Annotated in this window: 19 protein-coding genes; 2 read left to right on the top strand and 17 right to left on the bottom strand. The window is 64.2% G+C overall.

Annotation, left to right across the window (positions count from 1 at the left end):
- Position 1: 1 nt before the first annotated feature.
- The 10 genes from HMPREF3166_RS05415 to HMPREF3166_RS05370 form a co-directional block, all read right to left on the bottom strand.
- Positions 2–607 carry a histidine phosphatase family protein gene (locus HMPREF3166_RS05415; protein ID WP_034985255.1) on the bottom strand — a complete coding sequence of 202 codons (606 nt, stop codon included), beginning with the start codon at positions 605–607 and terminating at the stop codon, positions 2–4.
- Between the two features lie 109 nt (positions 608–716).
- Positions 717–2048: a glutamate-1-semialdehyde 2,1-aminomutase gene (hemL, locus tag HMPREF3166_RS05410; protein ID WP_070488045.1), complete on the bottom strand. Its 1332-nt coding sequence runs from the start codon at positions 2046–2048 to the stop codon at positions 717–719.
- 63 nt (positions 2049–2111) lie between these two features.
- The gene (locus HMPREF3166_RS05405) at positions 2112–4883 is read right to left on the bottom strand and encodes a heavy metal translocating P-type ATPase (RefSeq protein WP_193393331.1); all 2772 of its coding nucleotides are present in this window, start codon (positions 4881–4883) and stop codon (positions 2112–2114) included.
- Between the two features lie 5 nt (positions 4884–4888).
- Positions 4889–5434, bottom strand: coding sequence for a hypothetical protein (locus HMPREF3166_RS05400; RefSeq protein WP_070488043.1), 546 nt, complete (start codon positions 5432–5434; stop codon positions 4889–4891).
- A gap of 2 nt (positions 5435–5436) precedes the next feature.
- Positions 5437–6303, bottom strand: coding sequence for a hypothetical protein (locus tag HMPREF3166_RS05395; RefSeq protein WP_246816936.1), 867 nt, complete (start codon positions 6301–6303; stop codon positions 5437–5439).
- A 68-nt stretch (positions 6304–6371) separates the two neighbouring features.
- Positions 6372–7376 carry a porphobilinogen synthase gene (hemB, locus tag HMPREF3166_RS05390; protein WP_035002961.1) on the bottom strand — a complete coding sequence of 335 codons (1005 nt, stop codon included), beginning with the start codon at positions 7374–7376 and terminating at the stop codon, positions 6372–6374.
- Positions 7377–7411: 35 nt separating this feature from the next.
- A complete protein-coding gene (locus tag HMPREF3166_RS05385; protein WP_070488040.1) occupies positions 7412–9298 on the bottom strand; it encodes a uroporphyrinogen-III synthase in 1887 nt (628 codons plus the stop codon).
- Between the two features lie 149 nt (positions 9299–9447).
- Complete coding sequence (hemC, locus tag HMPREF3166_RS05380; protein ID WP_210383920.1) at positions 9448–10542, bottom strand: hydroxymethylbilane synthase; 1095 nt, start codon at positions 10540–10542, stop codon at positions 9448–9450.
- Between the two features lie 8 nt (positions 10543–10550).
- The gene (locus tag HMPREF3166_RS05375) at positions 10551–12014 is read right to left on the bottom strand and encodes a glutamyl-tRNA reductase (RefSeq protein ID WP_070488037.1); all 1464 of its coding nucleotides are present in this window, start codon (positions 12012–12014) and stop codon (positions 10551–10553) included.
- Positions 12015–12164: 150 nt separating this feature from the next.
- Entirely contained in the window at positions 12165–12452 is a 288-nt protein-coding gene (locus HMPREF3166_RS05370) for a glutaredoxin family protein (RefSeq protein ID WP_070488035.1), read from the bottom strand.
- Positions 12453–12537: 85 nt separating this feature from the next.
- Here HMPREF3166_RS05370 and HMPREF3166_RS05365 point away from each other — a divergent pair, with 85 nt between their 5' ends.
- Entirely contained in the window at positions 12538–13794 is a 1257-nt protein-coding gene (locus tag HMPREF3166_RS05365) for an HAD family hydrolase (RefSeq protein ID WP_246816934.1), read from the top strand.
- Positions 13795–13886: 92 nt separating this feature from the next.
- Here HMPREF3166_RS05365 and HMPREF3166_RS09955 read toward each other — a convergent pair whose 3' ends face one another.
- The 5 genes from HMPREF3166_RS09955 to HMPREF3166_RS05345 form a co-directional block, all read right to left on the bottom strand.
- The gene (locus HMPREF3166_RS09955) at positions 13887–13988 is read right to left on the bottom strand and encodes a 30S ribosomal protein bS22 (protein ID WP_003855542.1); all 102 of its coding nucleotides are present in this window, start codon (positions 13986–13988) and stop codon (positions 13887–13889) included.
- 285 nt (positions 13989–14273) lie between these two features.
- On the bottom strand, positions 14274–14474 hold the full coding sequence (locus HMPREF3166_RS05360) for a helix-turn-helix domain-containing protein (RefSeq protein WP_005292138.1): 201 nt from the start codon (positions 14472–14474) through the stop codon (positions 14274–14276).
- A gap of 323 nt (positions 14475–14797) precedes the next feature.
- Positions 14798–15664 (bottom strand): pyrroline-5-carboxylate reductase, encoded by an 867-nt coding sequence (proC, locus tag HMPREF3166_RS05355; protein WP_035002958.1) that lies wholly within the window; start codon positions 15662–15664, stop codon positions 14798–14800.
- A gap of 152 nt (positions 15665–15816) precedes the next feature.
- Positions 15817–16977, bottom strand: coding sequence for an AI-2E family transporter (locus HMPREF3166_RS05350; protein WP_070488033.1), 1161 nt, complete (start codon positions 16975–16977; stop codon positions 15817–15819).
- A 125-nt stretch (positions 16978–17102) separates the two neighbouring features.
- Complete coding sequence (locus HMPREF3166_RS05345) at positions 17103–18038, bottom strand: Ppx/GppA family phosphatase (RefSeq protein ID WP_070488031.1); 936 nt, start codon at positions 18036–18038, stop codon at positions 17103–17105.
- Positions 18039–18071: 33 nt separating this feature from the next.
- On the opposite strand from HMPREF3166_RS05345, the gene HMPREF3166_RS05340 reads away from it, so the two are divergent.
- A complete protein-coding gene (locus HMPREF3166_RS05340) occupies positions 18072–19028 on the top strand; it encodes a DUF3109 family protein (RefSeq protein ID WP_070488084.1) in 957 nt (318 codons plus the stop codon).
- 27 nt (positions 19029–19055) lie between these two features.
- Here HMPREF3166_RS05340 and HMPREF3166_RS05335 read toward each other — a convergent pair whose 3' ends face one another.
- Positions 19056–19748: a response regulator transcription factor gene (locus HMPREF3166_RS05335; protein ID WP_035002955.1), complete on the bottom strand. Its 693-nt coding sequence runs from the start codon at positions 19746–19748 to the stop codon at positions 19056–19058.
- Between the two features lie 143 nt (positions 19749–19891).
- Positions 19892–21172, bottom strand: a complete 1281-nt coding sequence (locus tag HMPREF3166_RS05330; RefSeq protein WP_070488029.1) for a sensor histidine kinase — start codon at positions 21170–21172, stop codon at positions 19892–19894.
- Between the last annotated feature and the right edge of the window lie 20 nt (positions 21173–21192).

Raw genomic sequence — 21192 nt, 5'->3', positions numbered from 1 at the left:
CTTAAATCTCCTGTGCCGGCTCAGAATAGAAGATGTCCGTCAGTTGCCCACCATCGAATACCAGCGAGGTCACGGAGGCCAACTCGCACTGGCGATCCGCCGGGTTGTGCGCCAGGGGCAGGCCCTGCACGTCGCGCTGGATCATCACGATCGGCAGCTGGTGGGTCACAAGCACTGCCTCGTGTCCGCGGGCCTTCTCGCGCGCGGCGTCGACAGCCTCCCACATCCGGTCGGCGATCTCCTGGTAGGGCTCGCCCCAGCTGGGGATGGTGGGATTCTTCAGCATGGGCCAACGCTTCGGGTTCCAGAGCGCGCTGCGCACACCCTTGATGTGCAGACCTTGCAGATCGTTACCTGCCTCGATAATGCGCTCGTCCGTGTGGACCTCCAGGCCCAGTTTTTCGGAGAACGGCCGGGCGGTTTCCTGCGCCCGCTGCAGCGGGGAGGCAGCCAGGTACACCACGTCGTGGTCAGCGAGGTCGGCTGCGGTGGCATGCGCCATGTTCCGCCCCCGCTCGGAGAGGTGATAGCCGGGCAAACGGCCATAGAGAATGCGATCCGGGTTATGCACTTCTCCGTGCCGTACAAGGTGAACGATCGTTGCCATGGTCACCTAGCTTAGCGTGCCCGGCACCCCAACCCAAGTAAGGCAAACCCTGCTTTAAGTGCTTCTTACTGGGGTTTTAGATTCTTTGAATTAGAACCCAGCGTGAAATCTAAGCAGCAGGGGTGGCCGCCGCAGCAGCCTCTGCAGCCGGGGTGGCGGCCGCCGCGATCTTCTCGAAGTCGGCATCGGTCAGTGCCGTGGAGACGAACCAGGTCTCGAAGACGCTCGGCGGGGCGAACACGCCGTGGTCCAAGAAAGCGTGGAAGAAGGCCGGGTAGCGGAAAGTATCCGCGGCCTTCATGTCCGCGAAGTTCGCGCCCTCCCCCTCGGCGAAGCGCACGCTCACCATGCTGCCCGCACGCTGGATGTGGTGGGCCACGGAGGCCTTCGTCAAAGCGTCGGACAGGATGCCTGCCAGCGCGTCAGCATTCGCGTCGAGCTTCTGGTACGCGGCGGCGTCAGCCAACTTCAAAGAGGCCAAGCCCGAGGCGACGGCAACCGGATTGCCCGACAGAGTACCGGCCTGATAGACCGGCCCCACCGGCGCGAGGTGATCCATGATCTCCGCCTTGCCACCGAAAGCGGCAGCGGGCAGGCCACCGGAGACGACCTTGCCGAACGTCGTCAGGTCGCCGGCCACGCCGTCCTTGCCGTACCAGCCGGACTCGCTGACGCGGAAGCCCGTCATGACCTCATCGACGATCAACAGGGCGCCGTTTTCGTGGGCAATGCGCTGCAGCTCCGCGTTGAAGCCCTGCGGGTTAACGGTGCCCATGTTTCCAGCGGCACCCTCCACGATGATCGCGGCGATCTCACCCGTGTGGGAGGCAAACGCATCTTCCACGGCCTGCACGTCGCGGTAAGGCACCACGACGGTATCGCCCGCAGCGGCCTTGGTGATGCCCGGGGAATCCGGCAGACCGAAAGTAGCTACGCCGGAACCGGCCGCCACCAGCAACGAATCGACGTGACCGTGGTAGCAGCCCTCGAACTTCAGGATTTTGTCGCGGCCCGTGTAGCCGCGGGCCAGGCGGATGGCGGACATCGTGGCCTCGGTGCCGGAGTTCACCAGGCGGGCCTTCTCCACGGAAGTGCGGCGGACGATTTCCTCCACCAGGTCGACCTCCATCGTGGTCGGCGCACCGAAGGAAAGACCGTGGCCGGCGGCCTCCCGAACTGCCTCCACGATCTGCGGGTGGGCGTGCCCGTGGATCATCGGCCCCCAGGAGCAAAACAGGTCCACATAGGAGTTGCCGTCAACGTCGTGCAGCGTGGAGCCCTGCGCGGAGGTGATAAACGGCGGGGTGCCGCCCACAGATCCGAACGCGCGAACCGGGGAGTTCACCCCGCCCGGGATCAGCGTGCGAGCCCGGTCGAAGGCCTTCTCGCTGGCCTGGCTCTGGGAGTTATTCGAGTGCTGAGGGTCGGCATTAACAGACACGAAAAGGATCCTTCCTGCCACTTCACTAGTGGTTAGCTTGCAATCCCCACCAGCCTAGCGCGGCTAACGCTGGGACTGCTCATACTCCTCGTCCGCAGCCTCCGCACGGGCCAGGGAAATCGCCTCGGCGCGCTGCTTCTCCTGCTTGCGCAACTCGCGGATCTCCCGCCGGCGCTCCACCCAGCCCTGCCACGAGTGGGTCTGGCGGAGCGTGCCGCGCGCGTAGTTGCGGTGCAAAATGCGGGCGCTCCGGCTCTCGATCAAAGTGGAACTGAGCAGCATAAACACCGTGGCCAGCAGAGGGTTGAGCACGCCGACGACTGCTAGAGTCGCGCCGACCGCGTTATAGGTCCAGGACAACCACACGTTCCAGTCGGTGGTGTTGCGGATGTGTCGAACCAGGTTCACCAGCTCCGGCAACGCGGAAACATCCTCGCGCTGCATCACCACGTCCGCCACCTCGGCGGCAGAGGGATCGATGCGGTTGGAAGAAGTCATGAGGATGCCCACATCCGCAACTCGCAGCGCACCCAGCACGTCACTATCGCCCACCATCGCCACGCGCACGCCCATGGCGTGGACACCGCGCACAGTGGCCGCCTTGCGATTCGGTGCGATGCCGGCCAACACGGTGGAGATGCCGAGTGCGTTCGCCGTCCGGCGTGCCACAGGATAGATGTCTCGGGAGAGCATGTACGTCTCCATCTGCATATCCTCCAGCTGGTCGATCGCAGCCGGGGCATCGTCCTTGAAACTATCTGCCAGGTTAATGACGCCGCGGTCCTTGCCCTTCCAGCTGACGATCACGGGCGAGCCGCCGTTCAAAGCTGCCGTCGCCAGGCGCGGATCACGGATCTCGCCCAGGTCGTGCGGGCGCCACAGGCGTGCCTTGACGTGGCGCATTTCCCCTTCAATCGGCAACTCCGCCATTCCCTCGAAGGTGCCGTCCTTGGTGATCTTCACCTCGCCCACATCCAGCCAGTGGGGAATCCCTTCCCCGCCAGCACCGCTGTCGCGTGCCTCGCGGTCGGCGCGCACCAGCGCCTGAGAGACCGCGTGATTCGACTCCAGGGACAGAGCGCCAGCCACACGGAGGATCAGGTCCGGGTTCTCCCCCTTGACAGGCGTCACGCCGATGACATGCATCGGCCCATCGGTGAGGGTGCCCACGCGGTTGAAGACGATGGCGTCCACCTCAGCGAGCTTGTGAATGGTACTCGTATCGCGCAGTAGAGCACCCGCAGTGGCAGCACGCCACAGCCCCAAACGCAGCGCCAACGGCGCAGACAGAGCCAGGGCAACCGGCGCGACGACTGCCAACAGGGAGAGGGCGGTAGCCATCGCCGCATCGACGGACTTAGTAATGGCCAGCCAGGCGATGAAGTCCACTGCAGCCAGCACGAAAGCCCACGGCACAAGCAGGCTGGCGGTACGGTTTGTCAGCTGGGTAAGACGAGTCTCGTCCAACGCGGACCCGCGCACCCAACGGTGCATGGCGGCCAGGCGCGTAGAGGAACCCGTGGCGTGCACGCGCATCTTCAACGTGCCGCCGTGATTGCGGGCACCGGCAAAGATGCGGTCGCCGACTGAGACCTCGAAAGTACGGTGCATACCGCCGACGGGCCCCATGTCCACAAGGGACTTACCACTGATGATCTCGCCGTCGCTGGGCACCATCATGCCGGTATGAATGATGATGTCATCGCCCGTGCGGATCTCCGCGATCGGAATGTCCTTCTTTTCCGTCTTCGACTTACGAGTCTTGCGCACCACCGTGACTTCCTTGGCGGCGGGCACAGTCAGCACGGATAGGATCGACTTCGAGCGCAGCGCCGTGCGCCGGGAAAGTAGCCTGCCGAAAAGCAGCAGGATAGTGCCGCCACAGGCGACGTCGAAGAAAACTGCTCCCTTAATGTCCTGCGCAGACCACACTCCGGCGAACAGCACCTGATGGCTGTGCCAACCCACGTTGCCGGCGGAAGTGAAAATCAGGGTGCACGCCGAGTACAAGTAGGCCAGAAGGATCGCCACGGAGCTGGCGCCATCCAGGGCGGATTGCCCCCGCCTTAAACCGCCGAAAAAGGCCCGGTGGAAGGGCCACGCGCACCACGTCGCCACTGGGGTGGCCAGCGCCAAGCAGACCCACTGCCAATAGTCGAACTGCCAGGCGGAAACCAGCTGCAGAACCACCACCGGCAGCCCCAGCACCACGGCGACGATCAACCGCATGCGCGTAATCAGCTGCCGGGCGGTGTGCAGACCCTCGGTGGAGTCGAAGGGGTTCTGGCGGCGGAACCTATCCATCTCCACCTTGTTCCGGTCGCGCCGTTTGCGGCTCTCCGCCGCAGCCCATGCCCTTCTGTGGTCGCTGGCATGGCGCCGCATGCGCCGGCGCGTTTCCTCGATCTCCAGCCGCGAGGCGCGGCGGCGCAGGGAGGAATCCGTCAGCCAGCTATCCAGGTTGTGCTTTTCCAGCACCTCCTGGATCTGGGCGGGCAGCACGTGATCTTCAGCGGAGATCCACGCCATGCCGGTGGAGTACACCACCGCGGCCTGCACGCCCGGAATGTCGTTGAGTTCCTCCTCCACGGTGGTGGCTGCCACCGCGGATTCCAGCCCTTCCAGGCGGTAGGCGAAACTGGCAAGCCCCCAGTGTTCGCGTGCCGCCCGGTCGGCCTCTTCTTCGGTGGACGGCGTGCGGTCCATGTCGAAGCCAGCCTTCGCCGCCGCCTCGCGGGCCTGCAGGATCGCCTCGTCGACGTCGTCGACACCCACGGCAGCTTTTCGCGCCGCCCGGCTGCTGGCCGGGACGATCCTTGAGTCGTTTTCAGCCATTCCTGTTAACTCCGCAGGCTGTCGCCCGGTAGGGTGCCGTCGCCTTCGATGGGCGGCTCGTCGAGCCGATGCCCGGCGTCAAAAAACGGGTTAACCGCAGGGCGGTAGGCCAGCAGCAGCGCGACTGCCAACAGCAAGGCCATGATGGCCTGGCCGGGGCCGGTGAAGCCGAAAACCCAGCCCGCCAGCATGAACAGGATGCCCAGTGCGCCGAACCACAGCACCAGGCGGCGTTTGCCGCGGTAGCCGTCGCGCACGCCGCGGGAGAAGTAGACCAGCACCGCGCCGACCACAACGTTGATGCCGCCGAGGATCCTCACGTTGTTGCGCACAAAGTTCATGTGCTCGGCTTCCTCTGCGTTCATCGGCTCACGGTCCCAGGAGGCCGTCAGAGCCAGCACGCCGAAGAAGATCATCAGTAGCCCCACAACCACCAGCATGGCGAAGCTGACGATCACAAGGCGCGGCGTGGGGTCCCCGGGCTGCCAGTACTTAACGTCGCGGTTAGGATCCTGGCCACCCGGAACCATCGAAGGAAACATCGCGGGCATGGTCAGCGCCCTCCCCAGGTGTGGTCGGTGTGATCGGTGCGGTCTTTATCGTCGCTGTTCTTTTGTTCTTTTCGCTCTTCTTTTTGACGCCGCGTTTCCGCCTTGTACTCCTCCATCTCCTTGGAGTACTTCTCCATCTCCTTGACGCTGGGCATACCCAGCCAGTCGTGGTTCTCCGGGCGAGACATAAACCACAGGCCCAGCGCAGCGCATACGCCTGACAGAATGGTCAGGATGCCGATGAGCAGCACGAAGCCTACGGACATGAAGTCCGGCCCGCTAGCGAACGTGATGAGCACCGCGTTGAAGATCATGAACACGGAGGCGACGTTCAAGAACAGGCGGGAGTACGGAGCTCCGCGGCCTGCGCGCCAGGCCAAGTAGGCACAGGCTGCCGAGGCGATAATGCCCCACATCAGTGAGCTGATGTTTACCTGCGTGGCGATCTCGGAGGCATCCTGATCTGCAAGAACGCTGGCGAACATGCCGCTTTGGCTATCGAGGATGCCCTGGCTGCTCTGGGTCAGTGCACGCGGGTCGACAATGTTAGCCACGAACTGCACCACACTTGCCAGCAGCTGCAGCACGGCTACCGCCAGCCAGGCCCATACGCCGTAGCGGACGTCTTCCGGCGCCTCCTTGAGGTTCGGCGCGAGGCCGTCCTTCCGCCCCACCTTCGGAGGCTTCGGCGGCTTCGGGGGTTGCTGCGGGCCGTGTGAACCATACGGCCCCTGCGGGCCGTGCGGCCCCGGCTGCCCCTGCAGGTTCTGCTGGCCCCGCTGTGGCCCCGGCTGCTGGCCGTGCGAGCCCGGCTGGGGGCCGCCCTGGGAACCACCCTGGAGGCGGGGGTCGTGTTGCTGTGTGCTCATATGTGCGCTGCTGTCGGTGCTGTTCATACAGCCATCTAGCCTACTGTGATTACTGGTGGTTAAGCATCTTAGCCCTGCAGCATCTGCGCCACGCGGGTTGCCCAGTAGGTGAGGATGATGTCCGCCCCGGCGCGGCGGATGCCATAGATGGATTCCATGATCGCCGCTTCCTCGTCGATCCAGCCGTTCTGGGCGGCTGCGGAGATCATCGCGTACTCGCCGGAGACCTGGTAGGCAGCCACTGGCACCGGGGACATGTTCGCGACTTCGCGCAGCACGTCCAGGTAGGGCATCGCGGGCTTGACCATCACCATGTCCGCCCCCTCGTCGATGTCCAGCTGGGTTTCCAGGATGGATTCCCTCAGGTTGCGGGGGTCCTGCTGGTAGGTGCGGCGGTCGCCCTGCAGGGAGGAGCCCACGGCCTCGCGGAAGGGGCCGAAGAACGCGGAGGCGTACTTCGCGGAGTAGGCCATGATCGATACGTCCTGGTGGCCGGCCGCGTCCAGCGCCTCGCGGATGTGGCGGATCTGCCCGTCCATCATTCCGGAGGGGCTCACGATGTGCGCACCGGCCTCGGCCTGTGCAACTGCCATCTTCGCGTACTGCGGCAGGGTTGCGTCATTGTCCACGATCTGGTGGCCGTAGCGGTCGGTGGAGAGCACGCCACAGTGGCCGTGGTCGGTGAACTCGTCCAGGCACGTATCGGCCATCACCAGGATGTCGTCGCCGAAGCGCTCGCGGACGGCGCGCAGGCCGCGGTTGAGAATGCCGTCCTCGGCTACTGACTGGCTGCCGGTCGCATCCTTGTCCTCATCCAGCGGCACTCCGAACAGGTCGATGGATCCCACGCCCGCGTTCGCGGCTTCTTCCACCGCGCGCAGCAGCGAATCCTCGGTGTGCTGCTGCACGCCGGGCAGGCTGGTGATGTCCCGTGGGGCGTCCAGCCCATCGGCGATGAACATCGGAAGCACCAGCCGGTTGGGGTTCAGGTCCGTCTCCGCAGTGAAGTTGCGCATCTGCGGGGTCGTGCGGAGTCGGCGGGGGCGGCGGAACGGGGTGTAGTTCGAAGTCATGCCAACGATGCTACTCCCGCGCCCGGACAGGCTTGTTAGGCCCCGGTGTCCTTCTTCTCGCTCGTCTTTTTACGACGCCGCCTCCGCTTCCGCGGAGGCGGAAGCTGTCCCTTAGCGCGCAGGTCAGCCACGTGGTCAGCGAGGGCGTCCACAAGCTCCGGCACGCCAGCGGCCTCCGGCATGACGTCGACGCGCAGGCCGTGCTCGCGAGCGGTCTGTGCAGCCATCGGCCCGATGCAGGCGATGATGGTGCGCGTGTGCGGCTTGCCCGCGATGCCTACCAGGTTCTTCACGGTCGAGGAGCTGGTGAAGCAGACTGCGTCGAAGCCGCCGGTCTTGATCATGTCGCGGATCTCCGGGCTGGGCGGGGCGGCGCGGACGGTGCGGTAGGCCACGACGTCCTCTACGTCCCAGCCCAGGTCGATCAGGCCGTCGACCAGCACGTCGGTGGCAATGTCGGCGCGCGGCAGCAGCACGCGATCCACCAGGTCCAGGTCTGGGTCGTGCGGCGGGAAGACATCCACCAGGCCGGCTGCGTTGCGCGCATCGTCCTTCGGCAGCAGTTCCGGGGTGATTCCCAGGTCCTTCACTGCCTGGGAGGTCTTCGGCCCCACTGCGGCCACGCGCACGCCCGCCAGGGCGCGGGCGTCGAGTCCGAACTCGCGCAGCTTCTCCCACACGGCCTTCACTGCGTTGACGCTGGTGAAGACGATCCAGTGGTAGCGGCCATCGACCAGCCCCTTGATGGCGCGCTCCATCTGCACGGGGCTACGAGGTGGCTCGACGGAGATGGTGGGCACCTCCACGGGGATAGCGCCGTGCGAGGCCAGGCGGGCGCTCATGGGGCCGGCCTGGTTCTTGGCGCGCGGCACCAGCACGGTCCAGCCATACAGGGCGCGGTTTTCCCACCAGGAGTACTTGGAGCGGTTGCCCACCTGGGAACCCAGCGTGACGATCAGCTCGGCGGGCAGCTCGCCATCCTTGGCGGCGGGGCCGGACTGGGTGGTGATGGATTTCAGCGTATCCAGAGTCGCATCGTAGCTGCGCTGGCGGCGGGTGGTGCCATGTAGCGTAACGGTCGCTGGAGTGGTCCCGGCGATGCCGCGGGCCTTCAGCTCCTGCGCGATGGTCGCCAGGTCACCCGGGGCGGCGGTGAGGATCAACGGCAGCCCGGAGGCAGCCAGCTGATCCCAGTCGGCCCCACCGCGAACATCAGCCTCGGTGACGTCCGGGCCAAGGCCAATACCGGTGAAGGCGGGAACGGCCACGGATCCGGTCATGCCGGGGATGACCTGGAATTCCACGGGGCTTGCCGCGACGTGCTGCAGCTCGTGCATGACCGCCGGGTTGCTCAGTGGGTTACCGGCGACGAGGCGGACAACGTCGTTGCCTGCCTCGGCGCAGGCGACCATCTGCTCGGCCAGAACGTCCGGGGCGACGGCATCCGGCACCGGCTCGCCGTAGGTCTCTGCGCCGGCATCTGCACCAGTATCTGTGCCGGCACCTGCGTTGGCCCCTGCACTTGCCTCTGCGTCGATCTCAGGGTCGGTGTCCGCCGGGGCGGCCAGCACGATCTCCGCAGCGGTCGGCGGGGCGGGGCGCGGCGGTCGGCGACGCGCGCCGGCCTCCTTGGCGGCCTTTACCTTCGCCTCCCACTCTGCCTCGGCGGCATCCAGCTTCTCCTGCGGCACCGGCAGGCGGGTGGCGATGATGTTCTGCACGGATTCCAATACCGACGGATCCACCCACGCATGGGCGGTGGTCTCCAGAATGTCGCGCGCGCGGATGGTCAGCAGCTCCGGGTTTCCGGGGCCCGCGCCCACGAAGAGGATCCGGCCGCATCCAGTGGGTGCCAGGTCGGCGACTGCCGCCACTGCGGCGGAATCAGCGCCTCCTACCTGGGCATTTCCGGAATCGGTCATAGTGGAACTTTCTAATTTGTCGGGTCTGTAATTGTGTCTTGAAAAATCTGCTTGGGGCAGCCGTGCGCATGTAGCCCGGTGGCTACGTGCACGGTGCCGGTGAAGTTTGAGGGGGCGGGGCGCCGCAGGGGGCCGCGCCGAAGAAAAAGCTATTCAGCCTCGGCCACTAACTCGGCGGCACCGTCCTCGAGTAACGCTCTACCTATGTCGGTGCCTATAGCCCTGGCGGCGTCTATGCACTCGCGCCAGCGGGGCTCCTGGGCTGCTGGGAATCCCTCGTCCGCGGTCGGATCCGGAATGTCGAAGGCAGCCTCGCCGCTGCGCACCAGCTTGCGGGAACCATCCATGGCGAACACGCCACCAAATACGCGCAGGACGTAGCCCTTGTCTGTGCCTCCTGTGCCTTCTGTGCCTTCCTGCTCCACCCACTCAGAGTATGCGGCAACCGGCGCGGTGCAGCCGGCCTCCAGGGTGGACAGCACGGCGCGCTCGGCCACGGCAGCCATGTGGCTGGGCAGGTGATCCAGGTGGCGAACGGCCTGCCAGGCGGCCTCGTCATCCGCGCGGACCTCCACGCTCAGCGCACCCTGGGCGGGCGCGGGCATAATCGTGGACGGGTCGATCGACTCGGCGGCGCGGTCCAGCTGGCCGACGCGCTCCAGGCCCGCGCGTGCCAGAACCACCGCGTCCAGATCCTTTTCCGTCCGCCCCATGCGGGTATCAATGTTTCCGCGCAGCGGCATAAGCTCCAGGTCCGGGCGCACCGCGCGGATCTGGGAAACGCGGCGCGGGGCGGACGTGCCCACCTTGGCGCCCTGGGGCAGCTCCAGCAGGGGCTGGTTGCTTCGGCTGACCAGCACCTCGCGCGGGTCCACCCGACGCGGGACGACTGTGCGGAAACGCGGGTCCGGAGCAGTCGGCAGATCCTTGAAGGAATGCACGGCCACGTCGCACTCACCGGCTTCCAAGGCCTTGCGCAGCGTCTCGGTGAACACTCCCACGCCAATCTGCGCGACCGGGGTCTGCGCCGCCTGGGAGGCATCGCCCGGGGTCTGCACCAAGTGCAGCTCTGCGGCGTAGCCAGCGGATTGCATCCCGGCGCGGACGTGGCTGGTCTGCGTTGTAGCCAGTGCGGACCTGCGGGTGCCGATCAGGAAAGTGCGGTCGCCACCGGCCACTGACTTAGCTGAGTTAGCGGCGTTGGTGGCGTTAGCGGGATTAGCGCTATTCGACGTTGCGGACATGGAAAGTCTTAAGCCTCCTTCGCTACCTGGCTAATGCGGGCAGCGCTTGGAATTTGATCGGCACGGGCAGAGGTTCCCGCGGTCTGGGCCGGCCTGGTGTCGGTCTGCCCCGGCTGGGTCACCGAATCCACCATCCCGTTGGGCAGGTTGAACAAGGCAGCCAATGCATCCGGGTAGCTGACCTGCTGGCCACCGGCGGAAAGCTTCTTGGCCTGCACCGTTGGGGTGTGCAGCAGCTTATCCACCACGCGCTTCATCGACTTGACCACAGCCGCGCGGTCGGCCTCTGACATGTCGGGGGTCAGCCGCTCCAGCGTCATCAGCTCTTCGGCCATGACCTCCCCGGCCTTCTGCCGCAGGGCCTTCACGGTGGGCACCACGGACTGCGCACGCTGTTGCTCCAGGAAGCTCTGCAGCTCGTCGGCCACGATTTCGCGCGCCGGATCCTCGTCCTGCGCCCGGTCGCCGGCCATCGTTGTAAGCTCCTCGATGTTCAGCAGCTTCACGCCGTCGATGTCCGCCACGGAACGCTCGATGTCCGCAGGCATGGACAGATCAATCAGCACCTTCGTGCCAGCCGCCCCCATGGCCGCGCGCACGTCCCGCTCGGTGACCACATTGCCCACCGCACCGGTTGCGGAAACCACAATGTCCACGGCACTCAGGCAGTCTGCCACCCCGTCCAGCGGCACGGCGGAGGCATCCACCCCCGCCTCACGCGCGTGGTTCACCAGGTTCTCCGCGCGCGACAGCGTGCGGTTGGCCACGGTCACGTGGTCGATACCCAGCCTGCCCAGGTGGGTGGAAGCCAGGGATGCCATAGCCCCCGCACCGATAATCAGCGCGCGGTGGCCGGCGAGGGGTTGGGACGAGGGGGCGTCATCCACAACAGAAGAAAGAGCACGTGCGGGTTCGATGAAGCGCAGCGCCTGGTCCACGGCGAAAGACACCATGGAGGCACCCGCCGAATCGATGGCGGTCTCGGAGTGCACGCGCTTGCCCGTCCGCAGTGCGCGCTGCGTCAGGTCGTGGAGGGTGCGCCCGACCGTGCCGGTCTCGTTGGCAGACTGGTAGGCGCTGCGCATCTGGCCGATGATCTGCTGTTCGCCGATGACCATCGAATCCAGCCCGGAGGCGACCTTCAGCATGTGCTCGGCCGCGGAGTCCGCGTAATGAACGTACAAGTGCGGCTCCAGCTCGGTGGTCTCCAGCCCAGAGAACTGCGCGATCGTGTCCACCACGTGATCTAGCCCGGAGTGGAAAGCGTTGGCGACCGTGTAGAACTCCATGCGGTTGCAGGTGGAAAGCACCAGCGATTCGGAGATCACGTCGTTATCCACCAGCGATAGCTGCATCTTCGGCAGGTCCGCATCGGCGCCCGTCGCCTGCTCCAGCATGGTCACCGGAGCCGAACGAAAAGACAGTCCGACCAGCAACACCGACGCGGAACCAGTCCGGGTGCTACTACTCATATGTCTTCATGCCTCCTGCGGGGATCACTTGGGGGACGGCCGCGCGCGGGGCTAAACCCCCAAGTAGTTACGAGTGTCTACGGTAGCCCTTAACCCACCCCGTTGCCAAAACGAGTTCGCGAGGCTGCTATATAGCGGCAAAACAGCGCCCTAGCCCTGCTCCAGCACCGCGATCAGCTCGTCATCGTCGATTTCCCAGCACGCGACCTCCTCGTCGTCGACGAGCACTACGGGCACGCGGTCGCCGAACTCTTGTGCCAATTCCTCTTTTTCTTTGGTGACGCCACCACGGTCCAGCTCAATCACTTCCACCGTCGTGCCGAAGCGGTGTGCGATGGGCAGGATTTGCTGGTGCACGCGGGCACAGGAGCCGCACGTCGAGCGACTGATCAGCTGCACTCGTGCGGGCTGGGCTGGGGAATTATTGTCAGAGTTCACGGCCTTCCATGCTACCCGCCGCACAACTTCGGACTAATAGCTCTCGGCAGCGCCCTGGTCGCACTTTCGGGGTAACTTATTGTGTGTGAATGCAGCGCCTGATCTAGAACCGTCGAACCGCCCCACCCCGGCCCCAGGCCGGAATGCGGGTGAGCGCGCGGGCCTGTTGGCGCAATTGCGCGACATTGGCAGCGAATGGCGGGGATACCTGCGCGCGCTGTCCCTGACTGCGCAGTCATTCCTCCGCGAGTTCCGGGAGGAACGTTTAGGAGAATCCCGCCGCGAGAAGCGCTCAAGCGATGCTGAGCGTGTGACGCCGGAGAAGGTGGCGTCCCAACCCAAGAAACACGAACACTCCACCCCAACGACACAGAACCTGCAGGTCGGGTACGGCACCGGCGCCCCACTGGCGCTCTGGGAGCTCAGCGAGGCGCAGCTGGATCAGCTGGCGCACAGCTACGAGATCGAGGGCGACCAGCTGCGCACCGGGCTGGCCAACCTGGAGGGCGCGGGGCTGTCGGCGGAAAAGCCGCGGCATCTGGACCACCCCGACCCATCGATCCCGCAGGATGCCGGAGTCGGCGCGTTCTTCGACGTGGACAACACGCTGATCAAGGGCGCCTCGATCCTGCTCTTCGCCCGCGGGCTAGCGAAGCGGCGCTTCTTCACAGCCCGACAGCTGCTGGGCTTCATTTGGGTGCAGATGAAGTTCCGGGTGCTGGGCAAAGAAAGCGCGGACGACATTTCCAGCGGCCGGGAGCAGGCGCTGGCGCTGGTGAAGGGCCGCAAGGAATCCGAGGTTATCGACATGGCCCAGGAGATCTGGGCGGCGACGATCGCGGAGCGCATCTTCCCGGACACCAAGGAGCTGGCCGACATGCACATTCAGGCGGGCCAGCAGGTGTGGCTGGTGACTGCCTCGCCGGTGCAGCTGGCGCAGATCATCGCCAAGGAGCTGGGTTTCACCGGCGCGCTCGGCACCGTGGCGGAGGTGAAGGATGGGCGCTTCACCGGGCGGATGGTCGGCCACATGCTGCACGGCGAGGAGAAGAAGCACGCCGTTATCGCCCTGGCCAACTACGAGGGGCTGGATCTGCAGCGCTGCACCGCGTATTCGGATTCCGTGAACGACCTGCCGATGCTTTCCACCGTGGGCACGGCCGTGGCGATCAACCCGGATTCCAAGCTGCGCAAGGCGGCACTGGAACGCGGCTGGGAGATCCGCGACTACCGGCGGGTGCGCCGCGCGCTCCGGCGCATCGGCGGGGCGCGACTGGCGGCGGGGGCTGGCCTGCTGGGACTGGTCGGCGGAGCGGGCATGTGGGCGCGGAAGCGGCGCTAAAGCTCACCCGGGAACGCAAAAACCCACCGTGGCCACGCCCCTTTTTGAAGGGCGCCTGCGGTGGGTTTCTTTCTATATGCGGCAGCGGAAGGCTACTTACCGAGCTTCCTACGCTGAACGCGGGTCCGGCGCAGCATCTTGCGGTGCTTCTTCTTGGACATGCGCTTGCGGCGCTTCTTGATGACAGAACCCATGGGGTAAGCCTCGTTTCTCTCGGTTAGTTATCTCTTCAGGTTAAAGGTCTGCTCCCCCACCGCCGGACCTTTTACGGCGGTAGAGAAGATGTGCCCTCGGATGCACGCTGCCTGCTACAAGGGGCTGCCACAATGGGCTGCCGCGCAAGAGTTGCTTCACATCCGTAGACACGAATGTTCCACAGTTTAGCCCCCAGCACCCTGCAGAAACAAAAATCCCCCATCACCGGGCGGGTGGCTCAGGCCACCTGACTCCGAAAATGGGGGACTGTTGCGTCTCGCTGATTAGCCGGTCTGGCCGGGGTTGTACTCGGAAGCTCCGAGGTACGCCTCAACAGCGGATCCACGAACGCGGAAGTTGCGGCCGACCTGTACGGCGGGCAGCTCCTCCGAGTGGATGAGACGGTAAACAGTCATCTTCGACACGCGCATCAGATCGGCGACCTCTGCGACGGTCAGAAATGTTCCATTTTCGGTGTTAGCCATAGATCATCACTTTCTTTGCGCTCTCATGCGCTGCAGGCTTCCCCTCCTGCAGGACTTCACACGTGATCGCTCGCGAACCATCATAACGTGAACCATGTGAATAATGTGCAACAAGGGTGACCATTGAGGGCAGATTGCTACTTGTGGCCTACGCAACTCGAGGTGCCACAAGCCCACGCCTGTTACCGAGCGTGACTGGATTGAACAGGCGTGATTTGTGTTAAACCGTTGTGTCTAAAAAGATCACTGAGGCCGCTCGGAGAGGGGAAGAAATTAACCCCATTTGGGCGGGGCTCGCGCCCACGCACCAGACGCAGGCGCGCTTAGTTATCGCCGTTAGCTCCGTTCGCACCAGGCTTCGGCGCACCCAGTTCCTCGGAGCGGTCCTTACATGCCTCCATGGCACGGAAGAACGCTCCGCGAATGCCGGACTCCTCCAGTTCGCGCAGAGCCGCCGCAGTGGTTCCTCCGGGGCTGGTCACCTTGGTACGCAGAACGGACGGCGTATCCCCGCCCTCTGCTAGGTTTCGGGACATCATGGTGGCCGCGCCTTGCACGTTGGCGATGGCCAGCTTCTCCGCCAGCGGACGGGCGAGCCCCAGCTGTACGGCAGACTCGATCATGGCTTCCACGACCAGGAAGATGTATGCCGGGCCGGAACCGGAAACGGCCGTGACTGCGTCCAGCTCCTTTTCCTTAACGATGACGGCCTCGCCGACCTTGGACATGATGTCCTGCACCGTGTTCAGCTGATCCTCTTCGGCAAAGCGGCCACCAGCGATGCCGATTGCACCCTTGCCAACCAGCATCGGGGTGTTCGGCATGGTGCGGACGACGGTGGTGCCTGCGGGCAGCGCGGACTCCATGGTGTTGATGGTCACGCCCGCCGCCAGGGAAACCACGATCGTGTCCTGAGAGTTGCTGTCCAGCACCTCGGCCACCTCGTCCAGCACGATGGGGACGATGTTGGGCTTCACGCAGATGAACAGGATGTCGGTGCCTTCGGCGGCCTCGCGTCCCTCGCGGGCGGTGACCATGCCGTACTTATCCTTCAGCTCGTCCAGCCGCTCCTGCGACGGATCCGCGACGATAATCTTCTTTGCGTCTGCGGCACCTTCGGTGTCCGCAACGATTCCGGCGAGCAGGGCTTCGCCGATGTTTCCTCCGCCAATAATTCCAATTTGAGTCATATAAACCAGCGTGCCAGGATTGGCGGCTTCCTGCTACCCGCCCATTCTTAGCCCCCAGGTTCTAGTTCCCCCAATGTTCGCTAGTTCCCCACAAAACCCAAAAAGGGCGCTGGTTCCCCAACCAGCGCCCCGCTCACATCACAGGAGACTTCTTACAGCCCCTGGATCAGTCGCGGCCCGATCGTCAGCACCAAACCGACGACGGCGGCGAGAATCATCAGCAGCTTGTCGCGGTGGCGCAGCAGCGCGTGCACCAACCCGACCAACAGCAGCGTCACGGCGATGGCCAGCACCAACGCCAGAACCGCCGGAGCCTTGGCCCAGATCAGGCTAAAGCCGAAGAACACGCCCACGCCCACGGCGATCGCCAGGATCGCCTGCAGGATCATCATGGGCCAGGAGATCGTGTCGTCTTCGTACTCGACGACCTCGCCGTCCTCGAGGGATTCTTCGAGCTGCGCGAACTGTGCCTGCTCGTCACTGGTGGCCTGCACCCCCGACTTGACGCCCACCTTGTCAGCAGCGTCCGCCTCAGTCGACTTAGCAACCCCAGCGGCGCCGACTGCTCCAGCTCCGCCCGCTGCCGCTGCCGCTGCGACTCCGGCCTTGCCAGACTTGCCGGCCTTGCCAGACTTGCCGGGCTTGTCAGACTTGCCGGGCTTGTCAGACTTGTGAGACTTGTCAGTCTTACCAGACTTGTCGGCGTCACCAGGTTTGTCGGCGGCGCCGGGCTTGTCAGCCTTGCCCGTTTCGGCAGGCTTGATCGGCTTAACTTCCTTGGTTGCCTTCTTGGCCTCCGGCTTCTTTACTTCAGGCTTCTCGACCTCGGGTTTCTCAGCCTCCGGCTTTTCGGCCACCTTGCCACGCGCGACCTCGCCGAAGGTCGGCTTTTCAGCCTCTACACTCTGGGAGCCCTGGGTGCCCTGGGCATCCTTGGAGTCCTTGCCTTCCTTTGCGTCCTTGGCAGCTGCAAGCTGGCCAGTCTTCTCCTCCGGGCGCTCCGGGGTACGACTTACGGAACGCTGATCCGGCTGGGACTTCTGGTCCTGCTTCTCCTGCTTCTCGGGCTGCGCCGTCGCAGCGTCCTTAGCGGCATCCTTCGGAGCGGCCTTATCAGCAGGCTTGACTGCAGACTTATCCGCAGCGGCATCGTCCTCGGTCTGGACTACTGGAATGGAACCCGTCAGCTCGGCAACGGAAACGCCGCCCTTCTCCAAGTTGCGGTGACGGCGTCGACGCCGGCCAGTGTCAGCAGAACTTGGTTCGCGCCCGTTACGGGCGAGAAGTTCGGCGACTGTCAGCTTCTCACTCATCCATTGATCCCATCACTTGATCACTTACAGCGCAGTCTCAACTGCCCTCAAGCGTCACTTTAAACATATGTCTTCAAACACACTACTTTACTCGCCTACATATAGGCGGAAGCAACTGGCGTTATTTACGTCAGATCCGGATTATGGTCGAGCTGACGGAAGATCACGCCCTCGCGCAGCGCCCACGGACACATGTGCAAAACCTCGATGTCCAGCTTGCGCATCGCCGCCTCGGCCACCAGCGCACCGGCAACGACCTGGTGCGAACGCTCCGCGCTCACGCCTTCCAATTCCGCTCGGTCGGCGGCGGTCATGCGGGAAATAAAGGCGATCAGCTGGCGCAGGCCGGCCTGGGTCAAGGTGCGCTTGACTCGCGGACCTGCCGAAGATGGCGCCGCACCCGTCAGGCGCGCCAGCATCCTAAAGGTCTTGGAAGTACCCACCGCCAGGTCAATATCGCCGGAATCCAGCAGCTTTTCCACCGGATCATTCAACTCTTCATCGATGAACTCCCCCAGCTCCGCGACTCTCTTTTTAGATGGCGGGTCGGTGTCGAACCATTCGCGGGTCAAGCGCCCCGCACCCAGATTCACACTGCAGGCGACGTCCGGGTCCTCGTCCATGCCAATGGACATCTCCAGGGAGCCGCCACCGATGTCCAGGTCGCAGATACGCCCTGCAGACCAGCCGTACCAGCGCCGCACCGCCAGGAACGTCAGCCGCGCTTCCTCGTCCCCCGACAGAATCCGCAGGCGCACGCCGGTTTCATTCTCTACCCTGTCCAGCACTTCCTCGGCATTCTCAGCCGAGCGGATCGCGGAGGTAGCAAAAGGCAGCATTCCCTCGCAGCGGAACTGGTCCGACATCTCCTTGGCCAGCGCCACCCCGTTGAGCAGCTTCTCCTGCCCCTTTTCGTTGATGGCCCCCTTCTTATCTAGGTATTCCACCAAGCGCATGGGAGTCTTCCAATTGCTCATTGGAGTCGGCGGCCCACCGCGCTGTGCGTCGACAACCACCAGATGAACCGTATTGCTTCCTACGTCAAGCACACCTAATCGCACGCAACCTAGCCTAATGGGTCTACGGTGGAACGCGTGAATGAAACGTCTGCGGAGATCGAATCGGGAACCTCGAACAACGAACTAGCCACCGGCTATCCGGAGGGCACACCCGCTGACCTATCCATCCGCGCGGGCCACGAAATGCCCGCTGACCCCCCTCGCGAATGGTTGGAGTTCATTGACCCCGCCGATTCCGAGCACATCATCCAGGTGGATCTCACGTGGTTGCTGTCCACGTACCGTTGCCGGTTTGGTACCGAAGCCTGTTTAGGTATTGACGCCGAAAATCCGGACGTCGGCTGTTGCACCCACGGTGCATTTCTCACCGACGAAGACGACCGCGCGACCCTGCGGAATGTCGCGGAAAAGCTCACAGCGGAAGAGTGGCAGAACCGCCCCGCGGAGATGGATGAATGGGAGGCGAAGGGGCGTCCACAAGAAAAAAGCGGCGACGACATCGAACCATGGCTCGAATGGGACGAGCTAGAAAACGACGAGGGCGAGATGGAACCCGCGTTGAAGACCGTGACCAGCAACGGAGCGTGCATCTTCGCCAACCGCGAAGGGTTCCCCGGAGGCCGCGGCTGCGCGCTGCACGCCTGGGCGTTGCGCAACGACGTCGAGCTGACCGCAGCGAAGCCCGAAGTGTGCTGGCAGGTGCCGCTGCGGCGACTTGAGGACTGGGAAACCCGCCCCGACGGGGTAGAGATGCTGCGGACGACCGTCACCGAATACAACCGCCGCGGATGGGGCGACGGCGGCGAGGACTTTGACTGGTACTGCTCCTCAGACCCGAACTGCCACGCAGGTGGCGAGGCATTGTGGCGCACCGGGCGTGAAGAGCTGACCGAGCTGATCGGCGAGGAGGCCTACGAGGTGCTGGCTGCGCACTGCGAGGAGCGGGAAAAGCTGGCGCAGGTATCGCCTAGCGGCTTTCCGTTGCTGTCGATTCACCCGGCGACGGCCGAAGCACGGCGGCGCGGGATTTAAACGGGGTTAAGCACACCCTAGGCGGGGTTAGGCCTCGAACTTGTAGCCCAGGCCGCGGACGGTCACCAGAATCTCCGGGCGGGAGGGGTTGCGCTCGATCTTGGAGCGCAGGCGCTTGATGTGCACGTCCAGGGTCTTGGTATCGCCGACGTAATCGGCACCCCATACGCGGTCGATCAGCTGGCCACGGGTCAGCACGCGGCCGCTGTTACGCATAAGGTACTCAAGCAGATCGAATTCCTTGAGCGGCATAGGAACCTTCTGCCCGTCGACGGTGACGATGTGGCGCTCCACGTCCATCATCACGCGATCCTCCTGCAGTACCAGGCCGTCGTCGGCGGGAGCCTCGACCTCGACCTCGCCGCCGCGGCGCAGAACAGCGCGGATGCGGGCGATCAGCTCGCGGGCGAAGTAGGGCTTGGTCACGTAATCGTCGGCGCCGAGCTCGAGGCCTACGACCTTATCGATCTCACTGTCGCGAGCCGTCACCATAATCACCGGCACGCTGGAGGTCTGGCGCAGCTGGCGGCACACCTCGGTGCCGGACATGCCGGGCAGCATCAGATCCAACAGAATGATGTCGATGTCTTCCGCAGCGAAGGTATCCAGCGCAGTGGGACCGTCCGGGGCCATGAAGACCTCGAAACCTTCCTTTTTCAGCAAAAACGCAAGAGGTTCCGCCAAAGACTCCTCGTCTTCGACAATCAAAACGCTCGTCACAGCCGCTCAATAACCTTTCAAAGAAAAATTTTTAAAGCTACAGAAACTATCCATAACTATCGTAACGTGCCCACAGGCTTTAGGGAGTAGCAACCCTCAAGACACCCAGTTCACTAAGGGATCACCAAAAGATAACCCGAAGGTCATTCTTTGTCCTCTGTTTCTGGTGTTTCTGGATCCGCGCCCGTGCCCTTCGCATCGTCCAGGCGCCGCGCGTCCGGAATGACCGGAATCTCTCCGCTCGGCAGCTCCTTGGCCTTGCCCTCCTGGAAACGCGGGAGCTCCAAGGTGAACGTCGAGCCCGTCCCCAGCCGGGACCACAGGGAAACGCTGCCGCCGTGGTTGGCCATCACGTGCTTTACGATGGCCAACCCCAGCCCCGTGCCGCCCGTGTCGCGCGAGCGCGCCTTGTCCACGCGGAAGAACCTCTCGAACACTCGCTTCTGGTCGTCCTGGGAAATGCCGATGCCCCGGTCCGTCACGCGGATGGTCACGGTATCGCCCTGTGCTTCGCGGGAAATAGAAACGGGCGAGCCCTCCGGCGAATAGTTAATGGCGTTGGTCAGTAGGTTGGCGACGCTCGTAACGAGGAGCCCCTTGTCGCCCTTCACCATCGTCCCGGAACGTTCGTCCTTCACCAGGTCGATGTTGCGTGCTTCGGCTGCCAGGCGGCAGCGATCAATCGCGTCCTCGACGATCTTGTCGATGCTTAAGACCTCCAGGTCCGGCAGCGATTCCGCACCCTGCAGCTTCGACAGGCTGATCAGCTCGGTGATCATCTGGTTCATGCGGCGCACTTCGACGATCAGCTTTGAGCCGAAGTACTCCACGGCCTCTTCGTCGTCGCGCACCGACATGAGGGTCTCCACCAACAGCGAGATCGCCCCCACCGGAGTCTTGAGCTCGTGGGAGACGTTGGCCACGAAGTCGCGGCGGGCGGATTCCATGCGCACGGATTCGGAATCGTCGGTGGCGTACACCACCGCGAAGCGGTCATCCACGAGGGAAAGCAGCTGAACCTGCCCGGCCACGGCAATGACGGGTCGGTTGCTGCGGCGCGGTGGGGGTAGGAAGTTTAGCTCGCGGGGCTCCTGGTCGGCGAAGACCCGCTCCACCATCTTCCACGCTTCGGCGTTCAGGTTCCGCTCGTGCACCAGGCCCAGCTCGTGGGCACGCGGGTTGGAAAGCACAACGTTGCGCTTGCGATCCACCACCGCCACCGCGTCGGGCGAAGATTGGATAGCGAAGTGCAGAACCTGCGCCACCGTGGAAACGCGATTGCCCTCGAGCTCCCTTTGGGTGTGGGTATTGCGCTGAGCCTTCACTCGCTTGCGGTAACCCCACATGCCGAGTGCGCCCAGGCACACGCCGACGATCAGCCCAAAGAGCAGCCCAAGGGCAACCCCTGAGGTTAGAAATCCCAAGGCCAAAAATCCAAGGCTAT

The sequence above is a fragment of the Corynebacterium sp. HMSC08A12 genome, assembly GCF_001807485.1.
GTDB classification, from domain to species: Bacteria; Actinomycetota; Actinomycetes; order Mycobacteriales; family Mycobacteriaceae; genus Corynebacterium; species Corynebacterium evansiae.
Note: the sequence above shows the minus strand (reverse complement) of the source record. Positions and strands in the feature narration are given on the sequence as shown.

Bases quoted from the DNA above. Each gene is read 5' to 3' on its own strand.
- HMPREF3166_RS05360 (WP_005292138.1), bottom strand. From the start codon at position 14,474: ATGGCTAACACCGAAAATGGAACATTTCTGACCGTCGCAGAGGTCGCC.
- HMPREF3166_RS05350 (WP_070488033.1), bottom strand. From the start codon at position 16,977: ATGAGTGAGAAGCTGACAGTCGCCGAACTTCTCGCCCGTAACGGGCGC.
- HMPREF3166_RS05385 (WP_070488040.1), bottom strand. From the start codon at position 9,298: ATGACCGATTCCGGAAATGCCCAGGTAGGAGGCGCTGATTCCGCCGCA.
- HMPREF3166_RS09955 (WP_003855542.1), bottom strand. From the start codon at position 13,988: ATGGGTTCTGTCATCAAGAAGCGCCGCAAGCGCATGTCCAAGAAGAAG.
- HMPREF3166_RS05395 (WP_246816936.1), bottom strand. From the start codon at position 6,303: ATGAGCACACAGCAACACGACCCCCGCCTCCAGGGTGGTTCCCAGGGC.
- hemC (WP_210383920.1), bottom strand. From the start codon at position 10,542: ATGTCCGCAACGTCGAATAGCGCTAATCCCGCTAACGCCACCAACGCC.
- HMPREF3166_RS05415 (WP_034985255.1), bottom strand. From the start codon at position 607: ATGGCAACGATCGTTCACCTTGTACGGCACGGAGAAGTGCATAACCCG.
- proC (WP_035002958.1), bottom strand. From the start codon at position 15,664: ATGACTCAAATTGGAATTATTGGCGGAGGAAACATCGGCGAAGCCCTG.
- hemB (WP_035002961.1), bottom strand. From the start codon at position 7,376: ATGACTTCGAACTACACCCCGTTCCGCCGCCCCCGCCGACTCCGCACG.
- HMPREF3166_RS05405 (WP_193393331.1), bottom strand. From the start codon at position 4,883: ATGGCTGAAAACGACTCAAGGATCGTCCCGGCCAGCAGCCGGGCGGCG.
- HMPREF3166_RS05375 (WP_070488037.1), bottom strand. From the start codon at position 12,014: ATGAGTAGTAGCACCCGGACTGGTTCCGCGTCGGTGTTGCTGGTCGGA.
- HMPREF3166_RS05400 (WP_070488043.1), bottom strand. From the start codon at position 5,434: ATGCCCGCGATGTTTCCTTCGATGGTTCCGGGTGGCCAGGATCCTAAC.